This window comes from Caulobacter sp. GW821-FHT10E02, assembly GCF_059415225.1.
Map to the genome: position 1 here is coordinate 536,283 of NZ_JBWKMV010000002.1, position 23,220 is coordinate 559,502.

At 68.7% G+C, this 23,220-nt stretch carries 14 protein-coding genes; 10 read left to right on the plus strand and 4 right to left on the minus strand.

What is annotated here, in order from left to right; all coding sequences use genetic code 11:
* Positions 1 to 48 precede the first annotated feature (48 nt).
* Positions 49 to 339, plus strand: a complete 291-nt coding sequence (locus AC07NI_RS12310; protein ID WP_494619208.1) for a putative quinol monooxygenase — start codon at positions 49 to 51, stop codon at positions 337 to 339.
* Here AC07NI_RS12310 and AC07NI_RS12315 read toward each other — a convergent pair whose 3' ends face one another.
* Positions 340 to 1,062 carry an SDR family oxidoreductase gene (locus AC07NI_RS12315; RefSeq protein ID WP_494619210.1) on the minus strand — a complete coding sequence of 241 codons (723 nt, stop codon included), beginning with the start codon at positions 1,060 to 1,062 and terminating at the stop codon, positions 340 to 342.
* Positions 1,063 to 1,167: 105 nt separating this feature from the next.
* Between AC07NI_RS12315 and AC07NI_RS12320 the strand changes: the two genes are divergently transcribed.
* From AC07NI_RS12320 to AC07NI_RS12345, 6 genes are all read left to right on the plus strand, one after another.
* The gene (locus tag AC07NI_RS12320; protein WP_494619212.1) at positions 1,168 to 2,067 is read left to right on the plus strand and encodes a LysR family transcriptional regulator; all 900 of its coding nucleotides are present in this window, start codon (positions 1,168 to 1,170) and stop codon (positions 2,065 to 2,067) included.
* A gap of 112 nt (positions 2,068 to 2,179) precedes the next feature.
* Entirely contained in the window at positions 2,180 to 2,554 is a 375-nt protein-coding gene (locus AC07NI_RS12325; RefSeq protein ID WP_494619214.1) for a DUF2946 family protein, read from the plus strand.
* A 67-nt stretch (positions 2,555 to 2,621) separates the two neighbouring features.
* Positions 2,622 to 4,667 carry a TonB-dependent receptor family protein gene (locus tag AC07NI_RS12330; protein ID WP_494619216.1) on the plus strand — a complete coding sequence of 682 codons (2,046 nt, stop codon included), beginning with the start codon at positions 2,622 to 2,624 and terminating at the stop codon, positions 4,665 to 4,667.
* Positions 4,668 to 4,678: 11 nt separating this feature from the next.
* Positions 4,679 to 5,176 carry a YcnI family protein gene (locus AC07NI_RS12335; RefSeq protein ID WP_494619218.1) on the plus strand — a complete coding sequence of 166 codons (498 nt, stop codon included), beginning with the start codon at positions 4,679 to 4,681 and terminating at the stop codon, positions 5,174 to 5,176.
* Between the two features lie 12 nt (positions 5,177 to 5,188).
* Complete coding sequence (locus AC07NI_RS12340; protein ID WP_494619220.1) at positions 5,189 to 5,674, plus strand: copper chaperone PCu(A)C; 486 nt, start codon at positions 5,189 to 5,191, stop codon at positions 5,672 to 5,674.
* 97 nt (positions 5,675 to 5,771) lie between these two features.
* Positions 5,772 to 7,892, plus strand: coding sequence for a M13 family metallopeptidase (locus AC07NI_RS12345; protein ID WP_494619222.1), 2,121 nt, complete (start codon positions 5,772 to 5,774; stop codon positions 7,890 to 7,892).
* A 114-nt stretch (positions 7,893 to 8,006) separates the two neighbouring features.
* On the opposite strand, the gene AC07NI_RS12350 is transcribed toward AC07NI_RS12345, so the two are convergent.
* Both AC07NI_RS12350 and AC07NI_RS12355 read right to left on the minus strand, forming a co-directional pair.
* The gene (locus AC07NI_RS12350) at positions 8,007 to 9,110 is read right to left on the minus strand and encodes an alpha/beta hydrolase (RefSeq protein WP_494619224.1); all 1,104 of its coding nucleotides are present in this window, start codon (positions 9,108 to 9,110) and stop codon (positions 8,007 to 8,009) included.
* Positions 9,111 to 9,419: 309 nt separating this feature from the next.
* The gene (locus AC07NI_RS12355; RefSeq protein WP_494619226.1) at positions 9,420 to 18,080 is read right to left on the minus strand and encodes a hemolysin-type calcium-binding protein; all 8,661 of its coding nucleotides are present in this window, start codon (positions 18,078 to 18,080) and stop codon (positions 9,420 to 9,422) included.
* A 587-nt stretch (positions 18,081 to 18,667) separates the two neighbouring features.
* On the opposite strand from AC07NI_RS12355, the gene AC07NI_RS12360 reads away from it, so the two are divergent.
* Positions 18,668 to 19,678, plus strand: coding sequence for an AraC-like ligand-binding domain-containing protein (locus tag AC07NI_RS12360; RefSeq protein ID WP_494619228.1), 1,011 nt, complete (start codon positions 18,668 to 18,670; stop codon positions 19,676 to 19,678).
* A 3-nt stretch (positions 19,679 to 19,681) separates the two neighbouring features.
* Here AC07NI_RS12360 and AC07NI_RS12365 read toward each other — a convergent pair whose 3' ends face one another.
* Positions 19,682 to 20,989 (minus strand): glycoside hydrolase family 1 protein, encoded by a 1,308-nt coding sequence (locus AC07NI_RS12365; RefSeq protein ID WP_494619230.1) that lies wholly within the window; start codon positions 20,987 to 20,989, stop codon positions 19,682 to 19,684.
* A 114-nt stretch (positions 20,990 to 21,103) separates the two neighbouring features.
* On the opposite strand from AC07NI_RS12365, the gene AC07NI_RS12370 reads away from it, so the two are divergent.
* Together AC07NI_RS12370 and AC07NI_RS12375 are read left to right on the plus strand one after the other, a co-directional pair.
* Positions 21,104 to 21,760, plus strand: coding sequence for a phytanoyl-CoA dioxygenase family protein (locus AC07NI_RS12370; protein WP_494619232.1), 657 nt, complete (start codon positions 21,104 to 21,106; stop codon positions 21,758 to 21,760).
* Positions 21,761 to 22,018: 258 nt separating this feature from the next.
* Positions 22,019 to 23,152, plus strand: a complete 1,134-nt coding sequence (locus AC07NI_RS12375; protein WP_494619236.1) for a DegT/DnrJ/EryC1/StrS family aminotransferase — start codon at positions 22,019 to 22,021, stop codon at positions 23,150 to 23,152.
* Positions 23,153 to 23,220 lie beyond the last annotated feature (68 nt).

Consider the following 23,220-nt stretch of genomic DNA (forward strand, 5'->3'; position numbering starts at 1 on the left):
CGGCGGTATGCGCCGCCGGAGACCGGCTCTCTTCGAAGGAACACCCCGATGTCCGTGAAGATCATCGCCCTGCTGACCGCCCGCCCCGGCAAGCTCGCCGAGCTGGAGGCCCTGCTCCACACCCTGCAGACCGCCAGCCGCGCCGAGCCCGGCAACCTGCGCTGGGACATCTGGCGCGACCAGGCCAATCCCGAACGCCTGGTGCTGGACGAGCTCTACATCGAAGCCACCGACGTCGCCGCCCACCGCGAGACGCCGCACTTCAAGGCCTATCTGGCCGTGATCAACGACCTGGCCGAGCGCACGGCGCTGGTGCTGGACGCGATGTCGGTTGGGTGACTAGCCCACCGACGCGGTCGGACGGACGACGATCTCGTTGACGTCCACACCGTCGGGTTGCTCGATCGCGTAGCGCACCGCGCGAGCGATGGCTTCGGGCTTCAGGGCGACGGCGCGATAGGCGGCCATGGCTTCGATCGCGACCGGGTCGGTGATGGTCGAGGCCAGTTCGCTCTCGACCACGCCCGGCATGACACAGGTCACGCGCAGCGCCGCGTTTTCCTGGCGAAGACCGTCCGAGATGGCGCGCACCGCATATTTCGTGGCGCAGTAGACGGCGGCGGTCGGCACCACCGACAGCGCGCCGATCGAGGCGATATTGACGATCTGCCCCGAGCCGCGCGCGGTCATCTCCGGCAGCACCGCGGCGACGCCGTACAGCACGCCCTTGATGTTGACGTCGACCATCCGATCCCACTCCTCGACCTTCAGCGAGGCCATCAGCGACAGCGGCATGACGCCGGCGTTGTTGACGATGACGTCGACCCGTCCCCAGGTCTCCCGCGCCGCCTGAGCGAAGGCCTCGACGCTGGCGCGGTCGGTGACGTCCAGGGCCTGCGCCTGAGCGACGCCGCCCGCCGCGACCAGTTCCGCGACGAGGGCGTCGAGGCGGTCGGTGCGCCGCGCGCCCAGCATGACCTTGGCGCCGGCCGCCGCCAGCTCCCGCGCGATGCCTTCGCCGATGCCGCTAGACGCGCCGGTGATGAGAACAACCTTATCCATGTCTGTCTCCTGAGCGGGCCGATCGCCCGAGCCCAGGAGGTAGTCGCCCGCGATTGGCGCGGCTATTGGCTCAAATATGCATGATCTGGTAAGTATCACTTACCAATGTCCTTCGATCTCAACGCCCTGGCGACCTTCGCCGCCGTCGCCGAGGCCCGCAGTTTCCGCGCGGCGGCCGAGCGGCTGGGCGTGACGCGCTCGGCCGTCAGCCAGGCGATCCGCAGGCTGGAGCAGGACCTGGGCGCGGCCCTGCTGCACCGCACGACCCGCAGTGTCCACATGACCGAAGCCGGAGAGCGGCTGCTGGCCAGCGTCGCCCCGGCCCTGGCCGAGATGCGAGCCGCCGCCGCCGCGATCACCGACAGCGAGGCCCGACCGGCGGGCCTGCTGCGGCTGGCCGTCTCCTCGATCGCCGAGCGTTTCATCTCCGGCCCGCTGCTGGCCAGCTTCCGCGAGGCCCATCCGGACGTACGCCTGGACATCCTGGTCACCGATGAGCCCTTCGACATCGTCGAGCGCGGCTATGACGCCGGGGTGCGGCTGGGCGAGGTGATCGAGCAGGACATGGTGGCCGTGCCGGTGTCGGGCCCGCAGCGGCAGGTGGTCGTCGCCGCGCCCGCCTATCTAGAGCGCCACGGCGCCCCCGCCCATCCGCGCGATCTGACCGGTCATCGGTGCATCGGCTGGCGGCCGGCTCCCGACGTCGCGCCCTATCGTTGGGAGTTCGAGGAAGACGGCCGCGAGTTCGACGTGGCGGTCGATCCCGAGATCACCACCAACGACATGCTGCTGATGATCCGCACGGCCTGCGCCGGCGGCGGCCTGACCTTCGGCATGCTGGAAACCTTCCAGTCGTGGATCACGCGCGGCGAACTGGTCCCGGTCCTGGAGCCCTTCTCGCCGGTCTTCCCGGGCTTCTTCCTCTACTTCCCCACCCGCCGGAACCTGGCGCCCAAGCTGCGCGCGCTGATCGATCACGTGAAGATCACGCGTCGACAGGCCTGAGACGTCCCTTAAGCGTTCGCGCTTCCATCCGCCTCACCCGCCCGCGATTGACCGCCTCATCGCCGCGCCCTACTCAGCGAACATGACCGCCCGTCTAGGACACCTCCGAGCCTTGCTCGCCGCGTTCGCGGCGATGCTGGCCGTGTTTGTCCAGGCGCTGACGCCGGCCGCGGCGATGGCGCATGATCTGCGCGAGAGCGGGTCGGCCATCGTCATTTGCTCGGCCGAGGGCTCCAAGGTCGTCATCCTCGAGAAGGACGGCACGGTCCGCACGGAGCCCGCCAAGGGCTTCATGGGGCTGAAGTGCTCCAACTGCGTCGGCCCGACCCTGGCGGTCACGGTCGACGCGCCCGCCCCGGCCATCGCGCCTGTCCAATATGCCGAGTTCGTCGAGACGCCGGTCGCGCGCGTCCTGGGCGTTCGCGGCCATGCCCGCGCGCCCCCGCGCCCGCCCAGCCAGGGCCCGCCCGCCTTCCTGAACGCCTGACCTTACGCCGCCGCGCCGCGCCTAAAAACGCCGCGCGCCTCGTCACGCCTTCGGGATACCTATTTCCATGTCGACCTTCCGCCGCGCCCTCATGGGCGCCGCCGCGCTCGCCGTCCTGGCACCCGCCGCCTACGCCGCCACTGAAGACCAGGCCGTCTCCTCGGTCATCGTCACCGCCCGCCCGAACCCCGAGGACCCGCCCGTCGTCGCCGACGCCCGCCGGCGGCTGTCGGAGACGCCCGGCGCGGTGTCGGTGATCTCGCAGGAGAGCTACCTGGCCCGCCAGGCCCTGGCGCTGGACGACATGCTGCGCGACGCCCCCGGCGTCTATGCCCAGCGCAAGTGGGGCGGCGATGTCCGCATCTCGATCCGGGGCTCGGGCATCGGCAACGCCAACCACAATCGGGGCCTGCTGCTGGCCCAGGACGGCGTGCCGCTAAACGAGGCCGACGGCTATGGCGACAGCCAGATCGCCGACCCGCTGAACACCCGCTACGCCGAGGTCTATCGCGGCGGCAACGCCCTGCGCTTCGGCGGGGCGCTGTTGGGCGGGGCGATCAACATGGTCACGCCGACGGGCAAGGACGCGGGCTTCGCCAACCAGGTCCGCATCGATGGCGGGTCGTTCGGACTGCTGCGCGAGCGCGTCGCCATCGCCCGCGAGATCGGCGACTGGGACATCTACGCCGCCGCCACCAACCAGACCGGCCAGGGCTGGCGCTCGCAGAGCCAGCAAAACATCCAGTTCGGCTCGCTGAACATCGGCCGCAGCTTCGGCCAGGACCGCGAGGTCCGCTTCATCGTCAACGGCTCGAACATCAACCAGGAGATCCCGGGGTCCCTGACCCTGGCCCAGTTCCAGGCCGACCCACACCAGTCGGCGGCGGGCAACCTGTCGGGCGACCAGGGCCGCAACCAACGCGGCCTGCGCGGCTCGCTGCGCACGACCTGGCGGCTAAACGACCAACTGGTGTTCCAGGGCGCGGTCTACGCGGTGTGGAAGGACCTGGACCACCCGATCTTCCAGGTCATCGACCAGCAGAGCCGCAACTACGGCGCCTTCGGTCGGTTCGACTGGGACGGCCAGATCGCCGGCAAGCGGGCCGACGCCTTCTTCGGCGCCTGGTACCGGACGGGCGATCTCGACTCCAACTTCTATGAGAACAAGCGCGGCGCCCGGGGCGCGCCGACCTCGCGGACGCTGCAGAACGCCGACGCGATCGACGTGTTCGGCGAGGGCCGCCTGTTCGTGACCGACCACGTGGCCGTCGTGGCCGGCGCCACCTGGGGCCAGGCCGGCCGCGACTACACCAGCTTCAAGGTCCCGGGGACGACCAACACCTTCGACCTGAAGGCCGACAAGACCTACAACTGGATCTCGCCCCGCATCGGCCTGCTCTGGCAGAACGAGACCGGCGACCAGGTGTTCGCCAACCTGACCCGCTCGGTCGAGCCGCCGAACCTCTCCTCGATGAGCCCGACCAACACCGGCTTCACCCCCGTCAAGGCGCAGGACGCCTGGACCGGCGAGATCGGGGCGCGCGGCCATCGCGGGCCGTTCACCTACGACGTCACGCTCTATCGCGCCGACCTGAAGCACGAGCTGCTGCAGTATGCGGTGACCTCGTCGATCCCGGCCTCGACCTTCAACGCCGACAAGACGGTGCACCAGGGGATCGAGGCGGCGCTGGACTGGGCCGTGGCTCCGCGCTGGCGCCTGCGCCAGACCTGGACCCTGTCGGACTTCCGCTTCAAGGACGACGTCCAGTTCGGCGACAACCGCCTGCCGATCGTGCCCAAGAATTTCTACCGCTCGGAGGTCCGCTACGACGACCCGCGCGGCTGGTTCCTGGCCCCGTCGGTGGAGTGGTCGGCCAGCGACGCATGGATCGACTACAAGAACACCAAGACCACGCCCAGCTATGCCATCGTCAACCTCAACGCCGGCTGGAAGGTCACGCCCGCCGTGTCGCTGTTCGTCGACGCGCGGAACCTGACCGACAAGGCCTATGTCTCCAACACCCAGGCCGCCGTCGCCTGGACCGCCGCGACCGCCACGATCTGGCCCGGCGATGGACGTTCCGTGTTCGGCGGCGTCACCGTGAACTTCTGAGGAGAATGCAGATGAAGACCCCACTGATCATCCTCGCCCTGCTGGCCGCCACCCCGGCGGCGGCGCACGTCGTGGCCGTGCAGGACACCGCCAAGGCCGGCTCCTACACCGCCATCGCCTTCCGCGTCGGCCATGCCTGCGCGGCCGGCGACGCCACCCTGAAGGTCCGGATCGAGATCCCCGCCGGCGTCGCCTCGGCCCGGCCGCAGGTGAAGCCCGGCTGGACCTACAGCCTCGAGCGGCCCGCCGATCCGAAGGCCGCGCCGACGGCGATCACCTATGCCGGCCGCCTGCCCGACGAGGCCTTCGACGACTTCGCCGTGCTGATGAAGCTCCCCGCCACAGGCGACCGCCTGGTCTTCCCGGTCGTCCAGACCTGCGAGAAGGGCGAGAGCCAGTGGACCGAGGTCGCCGATCCGGCCAAGCCCGACGAGAAGCTGAGCCGGCCCGCCCCGGTCGTCACCCTGATCCCCATCGACGCGGCCGCCCCCGCCGCCCACCATCACTAAGGAGCGCCCCACATGTCGCGTCCGTTCGCCATCGCCCTGACCGCCATCCTGGCCGCCGCTTCTGCGGCGCACGCCGCCGACTACAAGCTCGGCGCCCTGACCATCCACCAGCCCTGGAGCCGTCCGGCCCAGGCAGGCATGAACGGGGTTGGCTTCATGACCATCGCCAACGCCGGCAAGACCCCGGTGACGCTCAAGCGCATGGAGACCCCGGCCGCCGCCTCGGTCGAGATCCACCAGTCGGCCATGGCCGGCGGCGTCATGACCATGCGCGAGCTGGACAAGGGCGTGGTGATCCCGGCCGGCGGCCAGATCGTCTTCGCCCCCGGCGGCTACCACTTCATGATCCTGTCCCTGAAGGCCGAGCAGAAGGTGGGGCAAAAAGTTCCCGTAACCTTGGTCTTCGACAACGGTCGCAAGGTCCAGGTCGACCTGACCGTGCAACTGACGCCGCCGTCCGGCGGGCCGGCTCCGGCGATGCCCGAGCACCGTCACTGAAGAGTCAAAAAATGGGCTACATGAACTTTTATTAAGGGAGCAAATATTCCGCGTCCGTGCAGATTGCCGCCAGCTCACACCAACGGATGCGACTTCCATGAAACGAGTTTGGTTCGGCGCCGCGGCGATGGCCGCGCTGTCCCTGTCGGCCTTCGGGGCCCAGGCCCACGAAGAACACCCCTGCGTCAACGACGCCTGCACGATCCAATCGCTGCTGCCGGCGCTGGCGGAAGGCGCCGCCTCGGGCGACGTCACCTCGCTGGAATCCCCGCGCTACGGGACCTGGGGCTTCGACATCTCGGGCATGGACACCTCGGTGAAGCCGGGCGACGACTTCTACAAGTTCGCCAACGGCGCCTGGGACGCCAAGACGGTGATCCCGTCGGACCGCACCCGCTACGGCAATTTCGACAAGCTGTCGGAGCTGTCGGAAGCCCGCACCAAGGCGCTGATCGAGGCCACGGCCAACGACAAGACCGCCACCGGTGAGAAGGCCAAGATCGGCGCCGCCTATCGCGCCTTCATGGACGAGGCCGCCATCGAGAAGCTGGACGCCGCCCCGATCAAGCCGTGGCTGGCCGGCGTGCAGAAGATCAAGACCAAGGACGAGTTCACCGCCCTGATGGGCAAGAGCTCGACCACGCCCTATTCGGCGCTGATTGGCCTCGGCATCTCGACCGACGCCAAGAACCCGCAGGCCTACGCCGTCTACGCCTCGACCGGCGGCCTGTCCCTGCCCGACCGCGACTACTATCTGAGCCCCAAGTTCGCCGACAAGAAGACGGCGTACCTCGCCTATGTCGAGAAGATGCTGACCCTGGGCGGCTGGGAGAAGCCGGCCGAGAACGCCAAGGCCGTGGTCGACTTCGAGACCAAGCTGGCCGAAGCCTCGTGGAGCCGCGTCGAGCGCCGCGACCGCGACAAGACCTACAACCCGGCCACCCTGGCCGAGCTGCAGGCCCAGACTCCGGGTTATGACTGGAACAAGTACCTGGTCGGCACCGAGCTGCCGAAGGTCAACCGCTTCATCGTGACGACCAACACCTCGTTCCCGAAGTACGCCAAGATCTATGCCGACACCCCGATCGAGACCCTGAAGGCCTGGCAGGCGTTCAAGGTGATCGACGGCGCCTCGCCGATGCTGTCCAAGCGCTTCGCCGACGCCAACTACGAGTTCCGCAACAAGGCCCTGGCCGGCCAGCCCGAGCAGAAGCCCCGCTGGAAGCGCGGCGTCGCCCAGGTCAACGGCATGCTGGGCGAAGCGGTCGGCAAGGAATATGTCGCCGCCTACTTCCCGCCGGCCTCCAAGGCCAAGATGGTCGCCCTGGTCGGCGACATCCGCACCGTCCTGAAGACCCGCATCGAGGCGTCGGACTGGATGGGTCCGGAGACCAAGGCCCGGGCCCAGGACAAGCTGAACAAGTTCACCGTCAAGATCGGCTATCCCGACAAGTGGCGTGACTATTCCAAGCTGGAGATCAAGGACGGCGACGCCTATGGCAACGCCCTGCGCGAGTCCGCCTGGGACTACCGTCACGACGTCGAGCGCCTGAACCAGCCGGTCGACAAGTCCGAGTGGGGCATGACCCCGCAGACGGTCAACGCCTACTACAACTCGGTCAACAACGAGATCGTGTTCCCGGCCGCCATCCTGCAGGCGCCGTTCTTCCATCCGGACGCGGACCCGGCCGTCAACTACGGCGGCATCGGCGGCGTGATCGGCCACGAGATCGGCCACGGCTTCGACGACCAGGGCCGCAAGTCCGACGGCGACGGCGTGCTGCGCGACTGGTGGACGGCGGAAGACGCCGCCAAGTTCGAGGTCCAGAAGAACAAGCTGGGCGCCCAGTACTCGGCGTTCGAGCCCTTCCCGGGCATGCACGTCAACGGCGACCTGACCATGGGCGAGAACATCGGCGACCTGAGCGGCCTGGGCTTTGGCCTGGACGCCTACCACGTGTCGCTGCAGGGCAAGCCCTCGCCGGTCCTGGACGGCTTCACCGGCGACCAGCGCGTCTATCTGGGCTGGGCCCAGGTGTGGCGCCAGAAGTCGCGCGACGACGCCCTGAAGCAGCAGATCGCCAGCGACCCGCACTCGCCGGCCGTCTACCGCGTCAACGGCACCGTCCGGAACCAGCCGGGCTGGTACAGCGCCTTCGACATCAAGCCGGGCGACAAGCTGTACGTCGCCCCGGCCGACCGGGTGAAGATCTGGTAGTCGCGACTACGGATCAGAGTTGGGAAAGGGCTGGCGGCGACGCCGGCCCTTTTTCGTTGGGCGGATGGGGGCGGCGATCGACCCAGGGCGGACCTGCTTCCGACCGCTTACGCGCTACTTCCGCACCGCGCGCGCCTCGGTTCCGTTGACATAGAAGATCATCGCCCTGGCTGGCCCTGGTCCCGCGTCGAAGGTGATCCGCGCATCGACGCCATGGATGTAGAAGCGGTCCAAGGCCTCAGCGTGGATATTGGCGGGCGGAGCGCCATCGACCTCCAGCAGCACGCCGTCCTCGTCTTCGCCGATGGTGACCTCGCGGCCATCCGACAGGACATAGATCCCGAAGTAGCGTTGGGTTTGCTCGCGCGTCAGGTTGATCGGCGAAGGATGTCTGATGGGCTGTGCGCGCGGAAGCAGGAACGGAAGGGCCGCCGGCATCACGAGCGGATAGTACGAGATATGGGTCTCGCCTTCGAAGGCCCTGGTCTTCAGGATCAGGCGCTCGGGCGCGCTCGCCAGGGCGGCCGAAATCTTCTCCCCGCCGTCGACCATGTAGGCCTCTTCCTTGGCGCCCCAGGCGACGAACACCTTCCGGCCTGGCGCGCGGGCGGCGGCGGTCTTCAGGCGATCGATCACGCTCGGGTCCGCCCAAAGGGAAGGACTGGCGATCAGGTAGCCGGAAAAGGCCTCGGGGCTATCGGCCAGCATGTTCGCCGTGAAGATTCCCGACAGCGAATGACCAAATAGCACCGCGAATTTGGAATCGAGCGGATAGCGGGCCTCCATGAGAGGTTTGAGTTCTTCCAGGAGGAAGGCTCGAAACCCCGCCCCTCCGCCGCCCTTGGCCACCGTGCCGTCGGGGCGGGTTCCGGGCGCGAACAGCAGGTCATGCTCGCGGGTGGACGGACCGCCGGGCGGATAGCCGATCGTAATCACATAGGCCGGAGCCATCGCGCCGGCGCCGCCCAACAGCCAGCCCGTAGGCCCGGCGATGTCGTATCCGCCGTCCAGCACGTATATCGCCGGAGCGGTCTGGCCCGGCAGGATAGGCGGCGTGCCGGGCGCGGTAATCTGGACCTGGAAATCGCGGCCCGCCCGCTCGGAATGCACGATCAACTGCACCGCGCGCCTCTGCGGCGCGGGACCTTCGGAAACAACCCTGAGCGTGGGTGATGCCGCGAAGGCCGGGAAGGCGAGCGCAAGGGCGGCCAGAGCCATGAGGCCGTTTCGAATGCTCATTTCTACCCTTGGGCTGGCCGACAATACGCAATGTAAATTACATGCGTAATTCAATGTCAACCGCGCGTTGCGGGCCTCTCGATAGGCAATCGCTGTCCGGTTTTTGGGTGGCGGTTTGATGTCCTCCAACCACCCCGCGCGGATACCCTTCTCGCGCGGGGGACAAGGCGCTCGGAAGCCCGTCCCCCTCCGCCACGGAAGCGGTAGGGGCGGACCGCCGGGCGGTCCGCCTGCGCCTCACCCATCAGCCGAACCAAAGAGTTCCCGCCACGAGGGCGGGGGCCCCTCCTAGTTCAGCGTCCCCCAGGCGTGGCCGTCGCCATAGACGCCCACCAGATCGACGTTCAGCTGAGCGTTGCCGTCGGCGAAGTCGTTGAGGAAGGCGGTGTTGGCCGCCGCGTAACGGCCGGTGTTCTCCAGCACCGCCGCGGCCAGCAGCCAGCCGATGATCCCGGCCTTGGCGCCTTCCGCCGAGCCCGCGAACAGCTCGAAGTAGTGCAGGCGGGTCATGTTGCCGCCGACCTGATCGTAGAGCAGGTGCTGCATCTTGTCGTTGGCCAGGGTGACCCCGAAGATCTCCTTGTAGGCCTTGGTGATCGTCTGCTCGAAGTTCAGCGCCCCGTAGTTGGCCTCGAACCAGGTGTGGGCCTGGCCCTGGGGTGAAGCCAGGTTGATCGCGAAGTTGATGTAGCGGTTGTCGACGTTGAACTTCGTATAATAGGGGTCGCTCAGGTCGTTGGCGTTGACCGTGTTCGGGGCGTGCAGGAGGTACTCCAGGCCCGCCGCCGTCGGCGTCTTGCCGGTGAAGAACTCGTAGGTCATCACCGCCACCGACGTGGTGCCCTGGACGAGCTTATTGAGGTCGGTGATCGCCGTGCCGTCCACCATCTTCAACGTCTCGACGTTGATCATGGTGTCGTCGCCTTCGAAGCTGGCGGACTGCAGGCCGGCGCCGGTGTGGTAGAAGATGTAGTCCTTCAGGTTACCGCCCATCAGCACGGTGTCGTTGCCCGTGCCGCCGTCCATCAAGTCGTTGCCCTCGCCGCCGAACAGCGTGTCGTCGCCGGCGTCACCGTAGATCTTGTCGTTGCCGCCCTTCGACCCGACGGTGTCCCTGCCGCCGCCGCCGTGCAGGACGTCATCGTCGGCGCCCAGCACGATGTACTGGTCCTCGTTGTCGCCGAACACGACCTGCGAGCCCTCGCCGCCGCCGACCTGGGTGGCGCCGATGATGGTGACGAAGTCGATGTTGTTGAGGTTGATGATCGTCCCGGACGGCAGGTTGCTGACGTCCAGCACCAGGGCGGTGAAGACGCCGTTGGTGGGCGGGCTGCCTTCGAAGGTCAGCGGGATATTGGTCCCGGCGCTGGACGAGACGGTCGGGACGATCGTCTGCACCAGGACGCGCGAGTCCGGGGTCAGGGTGTTGAGGAAGTCGCCGCCCGCGCCGGTCTGGCTGGTGTCGCCGCCCGCGCCGCGGATCGCCGTGACCAGGTCGTCGAGCACGCTGCCGGGCGCCTCCGGCGCGGCGTTGCCGGAGATGGTCATGCTGAAGCCGATCGGGGCCGACACCGACAGCAGCGACTCGCCGTTCTGGGTGAACAGCGGGATGTCGGCGGTCTGTTCGGTCGCCGCCGGCGTCACCGGCGAGATGGTCGTGGTCTGGGTGACCGACCCGTCCGGATTGGTGGTCTTGATGGTCTCCACGGGCGCGCCATCGATGATGGTCGTCGTGGTGGTCGGCGGCGGCGTGTCCGGGGAGACGGTGACCGTCGTGGAGGCGACGCTCTCGGCCGTGCCGTGCCCGTCGGTATAGCTGGCCACCACGCTGATCGACGCGCCGAGGTCGCTTGCCGCCAGGACCAGGGTCGAACCCGTGGCGCCGCCGATGTTGGTCCCGTTCGACTTCCACTGATAGCTGATGGTCCCGAGACCATCGTTGTCGACCAGGCTGTTGCCGGCCGTCAGGGTCTGGCCGGGCGTCGCCGAGCCGCTGATCGACACGGTCCCGGTCGGCGCGTCGTTGACGTTGACGATCGCCGCGGTGGCCGCGCTGGTGGCCGATTCCGAGAAGCCCTGGCCGTCGGTGTAGCTGACCACCACCCGGACCACGCCGCCGACGTCGGCGTCACCCAGGGTATAGGTCGCCTGGTCGGCCGCGCCGGTGGCGACGAAGCCTGACCCGGTGTCGCGTTGCCACTGGTAGTGCAACGTGCCCAGGCCATCGACGTCGGCCAGGGTCGAGACCGCCGTCAGCACCTGGTCCTCGGTCGCCGTGCCGGTGATCGACACGCCGCCCGTGTGCGGGTCGTTGACCGCGGCGACCGCCGCCGTGCCCGCGCTGGTGACGCTGTTGGAGAAGCCCTGACCGTCGGTGTAGCTGACCACCACCCGGATCAGGCTCGTCACGTCGGCGTCGCCCAGGGTGTAGGTCGCCTGGTCGGCCGCGCCGATGCTGACATAGCCAGCCCCAGTGTCGCGCTGCCAGTCGTAGTGCAGCGTGCCCAGGCCATCGGCGTCGGCCAGGGTCGAGGTGTTGGCCGTCAGGACCTGGTTCTCGGTCGCCGTGCCGGTGATCGTCGCGCCGCCGGTCGGGACGTCGTTGACCGCCGCCACCGCCGCGGTGCTGGCGCTGGTGGCCGATTCCGAGAAGCCCTGGCCGTCGGTGTAGCTGATCACCACGCGGACCACGCCGCCGACGTCGGCGTCGCCCAGGGTGTAGGTGGCCTGGTCGGCCGCGCCGGTGTTGACGAAGCCCGACCCCGTGTCGCGCTGCCAGGTGTAGTGCAGCGTGCCCAGGCCATCGACATCGGCCAGGGTCGAGACCGCGGTCAGGACCTGATTCTCGGTCGCCGTGCCGGTGACCGACGCGCCGCCGGTGTGCCCGTCATTGACCCCGGCGATGGCCGCCGTGCCCGAGCTCGTGGCGTTGTTGGCGAAACCCTGGCCGTCGGTGTAGCTGACCACCACGCGGATCAGGCCCGCCACGTCGGCGTCGCCCAAGGTGTAGGTCGCCTGGTCGGCGGCGCCGATGCTGACATAGCCCGAGCCGGTGTTGCGCTGCCAATCGTAGTGCAGCGTGCCAAGACCATCGACATCGACCAGGGTCGAGACCGCCGTCAGCACCTGATCCTCGGTCGCCGTGCCGGTGATCGACACGCCGCCGGTCGGGGCGTCGTTGGTGGCCGTGACCGCCGACGTCGCGGCCGTCGTGGCCGACTCCGTGAAGCCTTGGCCGTCGGTGTAGCTGACCACCACCCGGACCACGCCGCCCACGTCGGAGTCACCCAGGGTGTAGGTCGCCTGGTCGGTCCCGACATTGACGAAGCCGGCGCCCACGTCGCGCTGCCACTGGTAGTGCAGCGTGCCCAGGCCATCGACATCGGCCAGGGTCGAGACCGCCGTCAGGACCTGGTCTTCGGTCGCCGTGCCGGTGATCGACGCGCCGCCCGTATGGGCGTCGTTGACCCCGGCGATCGCCGCCGTGCCCGCGCTGTTGATGCTGTTGGCGAAGCCTTGGCCGTCGGTGTAGCTGACCACCACCCGGATCAGGCCGCCCACGTCGGCGTCACCCAGGGTGTAGGTCGCCAGGTCGGCCGCGCCGATGCTGACATAGCCCGAGCCCGTGTTGCGCTGCCAGTCGTAGTGCAGCGTGCCCAGGCCGTCGGTGTCGGCCACGGTCGAGGCGTCGGCCGTCAGGACCTGATCCTCGGTCGTCGTGCCGGTGATCGACACCGCGCCCGTCGGCGGATCGTTGTACGCGCTCACGGTCGCGGTGACCGCGCTGGTGACGCTGTCGGCGAAGCCCTGGGCGTCGGTATAGCTGACCACCACGCGCACCGTCTTGCCGACGTCGGTGTTGCCCAGGGTGTAGGTCGCCTGATCGGCCGCGCCGATGCTGACGAAGCCCGAACCGGAGTCGCGCTGCCAGTCGTAGTGCAGCGTGCCCAGGCCATCGGCGTCGGCCAGGGTCGAGGTGTCGGCTGTCAGCACCGAGGTCTCGCTCACCGTGCCGGTGATCGACGCGCCGCCGGTCGGGGCGTCGTTGACGCCGGCGATCGCCGCGGTGCTGGCGCTGGTGGCGGATTCCGAGAAGCCTTGGCCGTCGGTGTAGCTGATCACGACGCGGACCAGGCCGCCCACGTCAGCGTCGCCCAGGGTGTAGTTCGCCGAGTCGGTCCCGACATTGACGTAGCCGCCGCCGACATCGTGCTGCCACTGGTAGTGCAGCGTGCCCAGGCCATCGACGTCGGCCAGGGTCGAGACCGCCGTCAGCACCTGGTCCTCGGTCGCCGTGCCGGTGATCGACGAACCGCCGGTGTGCGGGTCGTTGACCGCGGCGACCGCCGCCGTGCCCGCGCTGTTGACGCTGTTGGAGAAGCCCTGGCCGTCGGTGTAGCTGACCACCACGCGCAGGGCCTTGCCGACGTCGGCGTCGCCCAGGGTGTAGGTCGCCTGATCGGCCGCGCCGATGGTGACGAAGCCCGAACCGGAGTCGCGCTGCCAGTCGTAGTGCAGCGTGCCCAGGCCATCGGCGTCGGCCAGGGTCGCGGTGTTGGCCGTCAGGACCTGGTTCTCGGTCGCCGTGCCGGTCAGCGACACGCCGCCCGTCGGGGCGTCGTCGACGCCGGCGACCGCCGCGGTCGCGGCCGCCGTGGCCGACTCCGAGAAGCCCTGGGCGTCGGTGTAGCTGATGATCACCCGGACCGTGCCGCCCACGTCGGCGTCACCCAGGGTGTAGGTCGCCTGGTCGGCCGCGCCGGTGCTGACATAGCCAGACCCGGTGTCGCGCTGCCAGTCGTAGTGCAGCGTCCCGATGCCATCGACGTCGGCCAGGGTCGAGACCGCCGTCAGCACCTGGTTCTCGGTCGCCGTGCCGGTGATCGACGCGCCGCCCGTGTGCGGGTCGTTTACCCCGCCGATAGCCGCGGTGCCCGCGCTGGTCACATTGTTGGCGAAGCCTTGGCCGTCGGTGTAGCTGACCACCACGCGGATCAGAGCGCCCACATCGGCGTCGCCCAGGGTGTAGGTCGCCTGGTCGGCCGCACCGATGGTGACGTAGCCCGAGCCTGTATTGCGCTGCCAGTCGTAGTGCAGCGTGCCCAGGCCGTCGGAATCGGCCAGGGTCGAGGTGTCGGCCGTCACGACCTGGTCCTCGCTGGTCGTGCCGGTGATCGACACGCCGCCCGTCGGGGCGTCGTTGGTGGCCGAAACCGCCGCGGTGGCCGCGCTGGTGGCGCTTTCGACCGTACCGCCGGCGTCGGTGTAGTAGATCACCACGCGGACCACGCCGCCGATGTCGCCGTCGCCCAGGGTGTAGGTCGCCTGATCGGCGCCGACATTGACGTAGCCGCCGCCCACGTCGTGCTGCCACTGGTAGTGCAGCGTACCCAGGCCATCGACGTCGGCGATGGTCGAGACCGCCGTCAGGACCTGGTCCTCCGCCGCCGCGCCGGTGATCGACGCGCCGCCGGTATGGTTGTCGTTCGTGGCGGTGATGTTGACCGTCACCGAGCCGCTGTCGGTGAGGATGCCGCCGGCCCCCTGGCCGCCGCCGTCGTTCAGCACATAGTTCAGCGACACCGACGCGGGCGGGGCGTCGCTGGTGTTGGTGTAGGTGATGTGGTCGATGATGTCGTTGACCAGGGCCGTGGTCGCCGCGGTCCCCGAGCTGGTGAAGTTGATCGTCAGGACGCCGCCGCTGCTGGTGAACGTCGCGACGGTCAGGCCGCCGACCTGCAGGTTCCCGCCGCTGACGGTGAACAGGGCGCCGCTGGTGTTGAAGCTGAAGGTGTCGGCCGCGTTGGGCGAGGCGCGCTGCACCGTGAAGCTGGCGCCGGCATAGTCGCCGGCATTGCCGTTGCGGGCGTCGAGGTCGGCGTCGCTGACCGTCACCGAGCCCAGCAGGATCGCCGGGGTCTGTTCGGTGGTGCCCACCGTGGTGGCCGTGGGCGGCACGATCGGCGCGTCGTTCGAGGCGGTGACGGTGATGCCGTAGTTGTCGGTGTCGCTGGCCCCGCCGTCGTTGGTCACGACCGTCAGGGTGTCCGTACCGCCGTTGTAGGCGGTGTTGGTGTAGGTCAGGCCATTGGTCGCCGCCAGGGTGGCGTTGATCTCGTTCAGCGTGCCGGTGATCGTGACCGTGCCCGTGCCGTTGCCCGAAATCTCGCCCGAGGTCAGGCCATTGGCGACATTGGTCAGCAGCGTGACCGTGCCGTGGCCCGCCGAGACGGTGACCGTCACGTTCTGCGACCCCGGCGCGGTGTCGACGTCGGCGACCTGCAGGCCGGTGACGGCGATGCTGCCGTTCTCGGCGGCCGAGATGGCGGCGGGCGCGGTGTTGACCGGCGCGTCGTTGCCGCCGGTGATGGTCAGGGTCGTCGTGGCGCTGTTGACCGACCCGCCGGGCGCGTCGGTGCCGTCATTGACCGTCCAGGTGATGGTCCGGTTGGTGTTGAGGCCGTAGTTGGTCGGGTTGTCGCCCGTGGTCCAGTAGCTGATCTGGGCCAGCACCGCCTTGTAGTTGGCGATGGTGTCGTAGCCGGTCAGGGTCAGGGTCTCGGTCGCGGCGTTCCAGCTGTAGCTGATGGCGCCGATCGTGCCCGAGGCGTTTCCGCTGATGCCCAGATGGTCGTCCGCCGTGCTGGCTTCGTTGGACGTGAACTTGCCGCCGGTGATCGCCACCGTGGCGCCGGTCAGATAGCCGCCGTCGCTGTCGGTGATGGTCGGGGCGCCGGTCAGCAGGGTGACCGCGCTGCCTTGCTCCACCGCCGCCGTGGACGTGCCGCTGACGCTCAGCACCGGCAACGAGGCGAAGGCCAGGCCCTCGATATTGCCGCCGGCGTGGCTGAGCGCCGGGTTCGGCGCGATGGTGTTGATCAGGGTGGCGGTCGTGCCGGCCCCGTCCAGCTGGAAGACGTAGATGACGTCATCGGCTTCGGTGGCGTCGGTCTCCTCGCTCTCGATATAGAGCTGGCGGGTGACCGGATCGAACGTCATGTCGCCCGGATAGAACTTGTTGCCGCCCGGCAGGCCCGACAGCGTCACCTGGGTGGCGCTGGCGGCGGAGTTGGCGGTCTCGCTGATCATCCACAGCGCGTTCTGACCGGCGACATAGTTGCCGGTGCCGGACGGATTCTGCGAGGAGGTCGTGAAATAGAGCCGGCCATTGGCCGTATCGACCTCGACGTCGCCGATGAAGCCGTTGGGCGGATTGCCGCTGCCGTCAGGCTCGCCGAACTGGCCGGCGACCAAGCGCGTGGCGCTATTGGGGCTGGCTAGGTCGATCCGGTAGAGGCCCGTCGTCAGCCAGTCCACGCGCTCGCTGTAGAACAACCGGTTGTTGGTGGTGTCGAGCGCGAAATCCAGCGGATCCAGCACGTCGAAGCCGCCCAGCTGCGGCCGGTCGTCGGTGGTGCCGGTCGTCAGGAAGCCCGTGTCGGTGACCGCGCCGGCCGAGGTGTAGGTGAACACCTTGATGCCGCTGATGGCGCCGTTGGCGTCCTGGCCGTCGAAATAGGCGACGTAGATCTTGTGGTTGATCGCGTCGACCTGCAGCGAGTTGACGATGAACTTGGGATCCCAGCTGGTCAGGACCGTCGGGGCCGCCGAGCTGCCGATCTGGCCGCGCACCAGTTGAGCGGTGTCGTTGTCGTCGCTGTTGACGATGGCGAAGTAGAAGCCCGCCGCCGTGTCGACGCCCAGGTCGGTCACATAGTCGCGCGCGAACTTGGTCCCGCTGCTGTTGTCGACCACGGTCGTCTGGTTCGAGCCGTCGCCGTTGATCGTGAACACGCGGGTGTCGACGCCGGCGCCGGGCGATCCCGCGCCGTCGGTCAGGGCCCACAGCTGGCCGCTGTGCTTCAGGCCCAGCACCGAGACGCCGTCGTCCGTGCCGCCGGCGGCCAGCAGGTAGTTCACGCCGCCCACCGAGGCGGTGTGCACGGCGGTCGTGCCGGACAGCTCCAGCGAGCCGCCGTCGTCGACGTTCTGCACGAAGGTCAGCGTGCCGCCGCTATTGACCTTGAACAGCGAGACGCCGCTCTCGGTGCCACCCACCGTCAGATAGGTGGACCCGCCGAAGGCCGTGGCGGTCACGCTGTTCGCGCCGGCCAGGCGCAGACCGGCCGTGTCGCCGACATTGTCGACATTGGTCAGCACGCCGCTGCTGTTGACCGAGAAGACGCTGACGCCGCCATCGACCGAACCGGTGACGAACAGATAGGTCGTGCCGCCGACCACCGCGGTGGCCACGTCGCTGGCGCCGTCCAGCCGGAACGTGCCGTTGTCGGTGACCGAGTTCGTCTCGGTCAGCGTGCCGTTGGCGTTGATCTGCAGGACGCTGACGCCGTCGTCGACGCTGCCGGCCGCGAACAGGAAGGTGTTGGCGCCGATCGTCGCCGTCGTCAGGCCCCGGACGCCATCCAGCTCCAGCGTGCCGCCGTCGAGGGTGTTGGAGACCGAGGTCAGGACGCCGTTGGCCTCGACGCGGAACGCGCTGATGCCATCCTCGTTCGTCCCGGCGGCGAACACATAGGCAAAGCCGCCGACGGTGGCCGAGGCCATCCGCGCCACGCCGTTCAGATAGGTCGAGCCGTTGTCCGCCAGGTCGTAGACGCTGGTCAGGGCGCCGTTCGTTCCCACCCGGAAGACGCTGAGGCCGTTGTCGCCGGTCCCCGCGGCGACCAGGTAGGTGGCCCCGCCGGACATCACGGTGGTGAGGCCGGTCACGCCCACCAGGTTCAGCGAACCGCTGTCGGTGACGTTGTAGACGTTCGTCAGAACGCCGGCCCGGCTGAGCGAGAAGACGCTGACGCCGTTGTCCACGGCCCCGCCGACGAACACGTAGGTTGTCCCGCCAACATCCGCCGAGGTGATGACGGACGCGCCGTCCAGCTCCAGCGAGCCACCATCGGTTTCATTGTCGCCATTGGTATAGAGCAGCGCCATGGATCAACCCCAAGTATTTGAATAGGCGCGAGTCTCCGCGCCTTGAAAACTATCGGGCTGTCCTGAATGGCGAAGATTCCGCGGGGGCTGACTAGACGCGCTCACCCACAGAACAATGTTCGCTCGATGCGTCGAATATACGCGGAAATCAACTACTCAACCTTGGGTTACTGCTACTCGCAACCTTCGTAACGCAAGACATTCACCACACTTAATCGGCGAATATTCAGCGCTGAGATCATCTAGACCACGTATTTGTTATTCGACGTCTCGCAGCTTCCTAGCTCTTCCCACCCATGTGTCGCACCCTCGACATCCGGCGATACAGCCAAGCGCTCGATTTCTCGTCGTTGCGCGCGGTATGTTCTTACCGGAGTCAAAGCACGTCTGAGACTTTAGCCCAGCCATCGTCATTTTGGCCGGTAAAACACATCGACGTCTTTGACTGAACGTGCCACGAATCTTGCACCAGCGTGCCAAACTGTCGGTTGGACGACGCAAAGATGACAACTATGGCGGGTAACGCTATACAGGGGCCTTCAAAGCCCACCGCGCGCCCCAAAACGGCGACGCTTTCCGAGAGCTACGTGCAGCGCATCGTCTGGACCCTGGCCGGCGCCGAGGCCGCGGAACACTATCGAACCAGCGTCTCCTCGCTGTTCGACGTGGTTCTTCCGGACACGGCGCAATTCCGCGACGACCTGCGGGGCTATCATCTGGGCTCGGCCATGATCACCCGCGTCCGGTCGTCGGCGCGGACCCTGGTGCGCTCGCGCGCCCTGGCCCGGCTGGACGGCGTCGACGCCCTGCACGTGATCCTGCAGGTCTCCGGGACCTTCCAGGGCGACTATGACGGGCGCGAGGCGCGCGGCGGCCCCGGATCGATCCGGGTGCTGGACATGGCCCGGCCGTTCACGGTCAGCGAAAGCGACTTCGAGACCATCACGCTCAGCCTGCCGCGCGAGCGGCTGGAGGCCGCGACCGCCAACCGTGACGCCCACGGCCTGGTGTTCTCCGAGCCCGGCGCCATGCTGCGCCTGCTGGTCGCCCACCTGGAGGGTCTGGCCCAGGCCGCGCCCGACCTGGCCCCGGCCGAGGCCGCGGCCAGCGCCGAGGCCGCTTGCGCCCTGGTCGCGGGCCTGATCAGCAGCCGGACGGACGCCGACGCCCCCCACGCCAGCGCCGTCGAAGGCCGGCTGTTCGCCATCGCCCGGCGCTATATCGACTCCCAGCTGGACAGCCGCGAGCTGACCCCGGCCTCGGTCGGCGCGCATCTGGGCGTCTCGCGCCGGACGCTCTACCGCCTGTTCGACGGCAAGCACGGGGTGGCGGGCTACATCCAGCAGCGCCGGCTGGACCGCGCCTTCAACGTCATCGCCCAGCACGCCGGGCCGCAGGCCTCGCTGGCCGAGATCGCCTACGCCCACGGCTTCCAGTCCGAGGCCCATTTCAGCCGCGCCTTCCGCGCCCGCTTCGACCTGCGGCCCGGCGAGGCGCGCAGCTTCGGCCAGGAGGGTCGCCGGCCGGTCGAGGCCGTATCGTCCGACAGCAACCCGGCCGACGCCGGCAAGCTGCTGACCTGGCTGCGCGGGCTGTAGCGGCTAGATCCGGTTCCCCTTGGCGATGCGGCCCAGGTGGTAAGCACTGGGCTTGGGCGTGCGCTTGAAGGTCTTCAGGTCCACGGCCACCAGGCCGAAATGCTTGTCGAAGCCGGACGTCCACTCGAAATTGTCCAGCAGCGACCAGTAGAGATAGCCGTGCACCGCGATGCCCTCGTCCAGGCACTGGCGCACGCCGGCGAGAGCCCGGTCGATGAAGACGATCCGGCGCGCGTCGTCGTCGGTGCCGATGCCGCTCTCGGTGACATAGATCGGCTTGCCGATCGTTCGGTGCGCCCAGCGGATGGTCGCCGCCAGCGCCTCGGGCCGGAACTCGTAGCCGGCGGCGGTCATCTCCGTGCCCTTGGGCCAAGGGACGAGGCCTTTGTCGTCATAGAGCAGCCGCGTGTAGGTCTGCACGCCCGTGAAGTCGCTGTGGGTGCGGGCCACGTCGGCCCAGCCGCCGTAGAGGGCCTTCTCCATCCGGGGCGCGATCGAGTTCTCGCCGACGGCCGCCACCTCCTGGGTCGTCAGGCTGACCCCGACCTGGATGGCGCCGCGCTCGGCCTTGATCGCCTGATAGCCCTTGCGGTGGGCCTCCAGCATGATCGGCTGGCTGATCTCGGGGTTGGAATAGGCCATGGCCATGAACCGCTCCGAACCCGTCGCCTTGCGCGCGGCGTCCAGCATCTTGGCGCGGGTCGGATTGGGCGGGGCCATCGCGCCCATCACCTGGACCAGCAGCTGGACATTGGCCTCGTTGAAGGTGGTGCAGCGGCCCATCAGATCGCCGAAGCGCTTGGTCACCACCTGGCAGTAGCGGGCGAACAGGTCGGCGGCGTCCGGCCGCTCCCAGCCGCCGCGCATCGAGAACCACAGCGGGGCCGAGAAGTGGTTGAAGGTGACGATCGGCGTCTGACCCTTGGCGTGGCAAGCCTCCAGCACCCGGACATAGTGGTCCAGCTCGGCGTTGGAGAACTGGCCCTCGCTGGGCTCGATCCGGCTCCACTCGATGCCGAAGCGATAGGTGTTGAAGCCCAGGGCCGCGTTCAGGGCGATGTCCTCGGCGTAGCGGTGATAGCTGTCGCAGGCGTCGCCGGAGCGGTCCTTGTAGACGGTGGGGGTCAGGTTCTCGAGCAGCCAAGTATCGGCGTTGACGTTGTTGCCCTCGCTCTGGTGGCCCGAGATCGCCGTGCCCCACAGGAAGCCCTTGGGCAGCGGTTTGGGCTTCGGCGTCGCCGCCAGACTGACCGTCGGCGCGGCCATGGCTGCGGCCGCGATCACGGCGCGACGGCTGATGTTCTCGAGCATGCGCTCCTCCCTCGTTTTATCGTTGGAGCGGACTGGATCATATATTTACTCACTCGTCAGTGAGGATTTTAGCGACGTTGCGCGTCGTCGCCGCGAGCGGCACAGTCCGCGCCGATGACCGACACCCTCACCCAGGTCGAACCGCTGAACGCCGAGCAGGCCGCCGCCCTCGACCGCGACGGTTACCTGCTGCTGCGCGGGGCCGTGCCCGAGGCCTGGCGCGAGGCCCTGCGGGTCGCCTTCGACGTCGGGACGAACGTCCAGTGGCCCGCGCCCCGGGGAGCGGGCTGGCTCCACGCCCTGGTCGATCTGGATCCGACCGTGCAGCGGGCCTGCCACGTCCCGGAACTGCTGGCGGCCGCCGGCCGGCTGATCGGCCAGCCCTTCTTCTTCAGCCAGGTCGAGGGCCGCGAGCCCCGGCCCGGCGCCGGCCATCAGCCGCTGCACCGCGACGGCCTGGGCGCGAACTGCGTCGCCGCCCTGATCTTCCTCGACCCCTACGGCCCCGACAACGGCGCCACCCGGGTGATCCCGCGCCATCTCGACCCCGGTCAGCCGGACGAGACCCTGGCCCTGACGATCACGGGCGAGGCGGGCGACATCCTGGTGTTCGACGCCGACCTGCTGCACGGCGCCACCCTCAACCACGTCGGCGCGCGGCGTAGGGCCCTGCTGCTGAGCTTCCGCCCGGAAACCGACCGCGCCACCGACGAGACCACCCGCGCCCTGCGCTGCGTGCGCATGGACACGACGGAAGTGTTCGCGCTGTAGGAGCGCCCCCTCCGTCTCGCTGCGTATCCGCAGCGATCCACCTCCCCCGCTTCGCAGGGGAGGAGAAGACATTCCTTCCTGCCCCGCTTGCGGGGGAGGTGGCGCGGCGCCGATAGGCGACGTGACGGAGGGGGCGCTAAGGGCGTCCGAGACCCCGCAGCGTCAGTCCGCCGCACCCGCGAACCACCTCGCGCAACCCTCGATTAACCATCGTGGCGCTTACTCGGACTTTCCGGCAACCTCGAGCGATCCGCTTTCGTGCACTCGTCCGCTCTCCTCTCGGCGCCCGTCCCGCAGCCCTCGGACTCTCCGGTCCCGGTGGCCCGGCCGTTCATGCCGGCGGCCGAGACGATCCTGCCCTATCTGGAGCGGATTGACGCCAAGCGCTGGTACTCCAATTTCGGCCCGCTGCTGGTCGAGCTCGAGGCTCGCCTCGCCGCACGGTTCGCCCGCCCGACCCTGACCTGCACCGCCGCCAACGGCACCCAGGCCCTGACCCTGGCCCTGATGGCGCTGGACGCCAAGCCGGGCGGCCTGTGCGTCATGCCGTCCTGGACCTTCGTCGCCACCGCCCACGCCGCGATCCAGGCGGGCCTGGTTCCCTGGTTCGTCGACGTCGATCCGGTGACCGGCGTGCTGGACGCCGACCATGTCCGCGAGCGCCTGGCCCATGCGCCCGGCCCGGTCTCGGCGGTGATCCCCGTGGCCGCCTTCGGCAAGCCGCTGGATCCCGCGCCCTGGGCCAAGCTTCACGAAGACACCGGCCTGCCGGTGGTCATCGACGCGGCCGCCTCGTTCGACAGCGTCGGCGCCGCCCCGGTCCCGACCATGGTCAGCCTGCACGCCACCAAGTCGCTGGGCGTCGGCGAAGGCGGCTTCATCGCTTCCGAAGACCAGGCCTTCATCGACCGCTTCCGCGCCCTGACCAGCTTCGGCTTCATGGGCGACCGCGAGGCGCGCTTCGCGGCCAACAACGCCAAGCTCAGCGAATATACCTGCGCGGTCGGCCTGGCCGCCCTGGACCAGTGGACCTCGACCCGCACGCTCTACGCCGCCACCGCCCAGCGCCTGCGGGTGGCCCTGCTGCACACGCCGTCGGTCGTCTTCCAACCCGGCTGGGGCCTGGACTGGGTGTCCAGCACCTGCGTGGTCGAGCTGCCCGAGGGCGCGACCGCCGCCGTCGAAACGGCCCTGAAGGCCCAAGGCGTCGACAGCCGCCGCTGGTGGGGCAACGGCTGCCACCGCGCCCCGGCCTTCGCCCATTGCCCGGCCGACGCCCTGCCGGCGACCGAACGCTTCGCCGCCTCGACCCTGGGCCTGCCCTATTTCGCCGACATGGACCTGGACCAGGTCAACCGCGTCGCCCTGGCGCTGGCCGAAGCTCTGGCCTGACATCCACTGCGACGCCGCGCCGCATCGGCCCGGCCTTATGGTTAACCGGACTTTAGAACTTCAAACCC

What these genes read in the sequence shown, in the direction of transcription:
- AC07NI_RS12310 (WP_494619208.1), top strand. Translation starts at nt 49, where the DNA reads ATGTCCGTGAAGATCATCGCCCTGCTGACCGCCCGCCCCGGCAAGCTC.
- AC07NI_RS12350 (WP_494619224.1), bottom strand. Translation starts at nt 9,110, where the DNA reads ATGGCTCTGGCCGCCCTTGCGCTCGCCTTCCCGGCCTTCGCGGCATCA.
- AC07NI_RS12330 (WP_494619216.1), top strand. Translation starts at nt 2,622, where the DNA reads ATGTCGACCTTCCGCCGCGCCCTCATGGGCGCCGCCGCGCTCGCCGTC.
- AC07NI_RS12340 (WP_494619220.1), top strand. Translation starts at nt 5,189, where the DNA reads ATGTCGCGTCCGTTCGCCATCGCCCTGACCGCCATCCTGGCCGCCGCT.
- AC07NI_RS12355 (WP_494619226.1), bottom strand. Translation starts at nt 18,080, where the DNA reads ATGGCGCTGCTCTATACCAATGGCGACAATGAAACCGATGGTGGCTCG.
- AC07NI_RS12320 (WP_494619212.1), top strand. Translation starts at nt 1,168, where the DNA reads ATGTCCTTCGATCTCAACGCCCTGGCGACCTTCGCCGCCGTCGCCGAG.
- AC07NI_RS12370 (WP_494619232.1), top strand. Translation starts at nt 21,104, where the DNA reads ATGACCGACACCCTCACCCAGGTCGAACCGCTGAACGCCGAGCAGGCC.
- AC07NI_RS12345 (WP_494619222.1), top strand. Translation starts at nt 5,772, where the DNA reads ATGAAACGAGTTTGGTTCGGCGCCGCGGCGATGGCCGCGCTGTCCCTG.
- AC07NI_RS12315 (WP_494619210.1), bottom strand. Translation starts at nt 1,062, where the DNA reads ATGGATAAGGTTGTTCTCATCACCGGCGCGTCTAGCGGCATCGGCGAA.
- AC07NI_RS12335 (WP_494619218.1), top strand. Translation starts at nt 4,679, where the DNA reads ATGAAGACCCCACTGATCATCCTCGCCCTGCTGGCCGCCACCCCGGCG.
- AC07NI_RS12365 (WP_494619230.1), bottom strand. Translation starts at nt 20,989, where the DNA reads ATGCTCGAGAACATCAGCCGTCGCGCCGTGATCGCGGCCGCAGCCATG.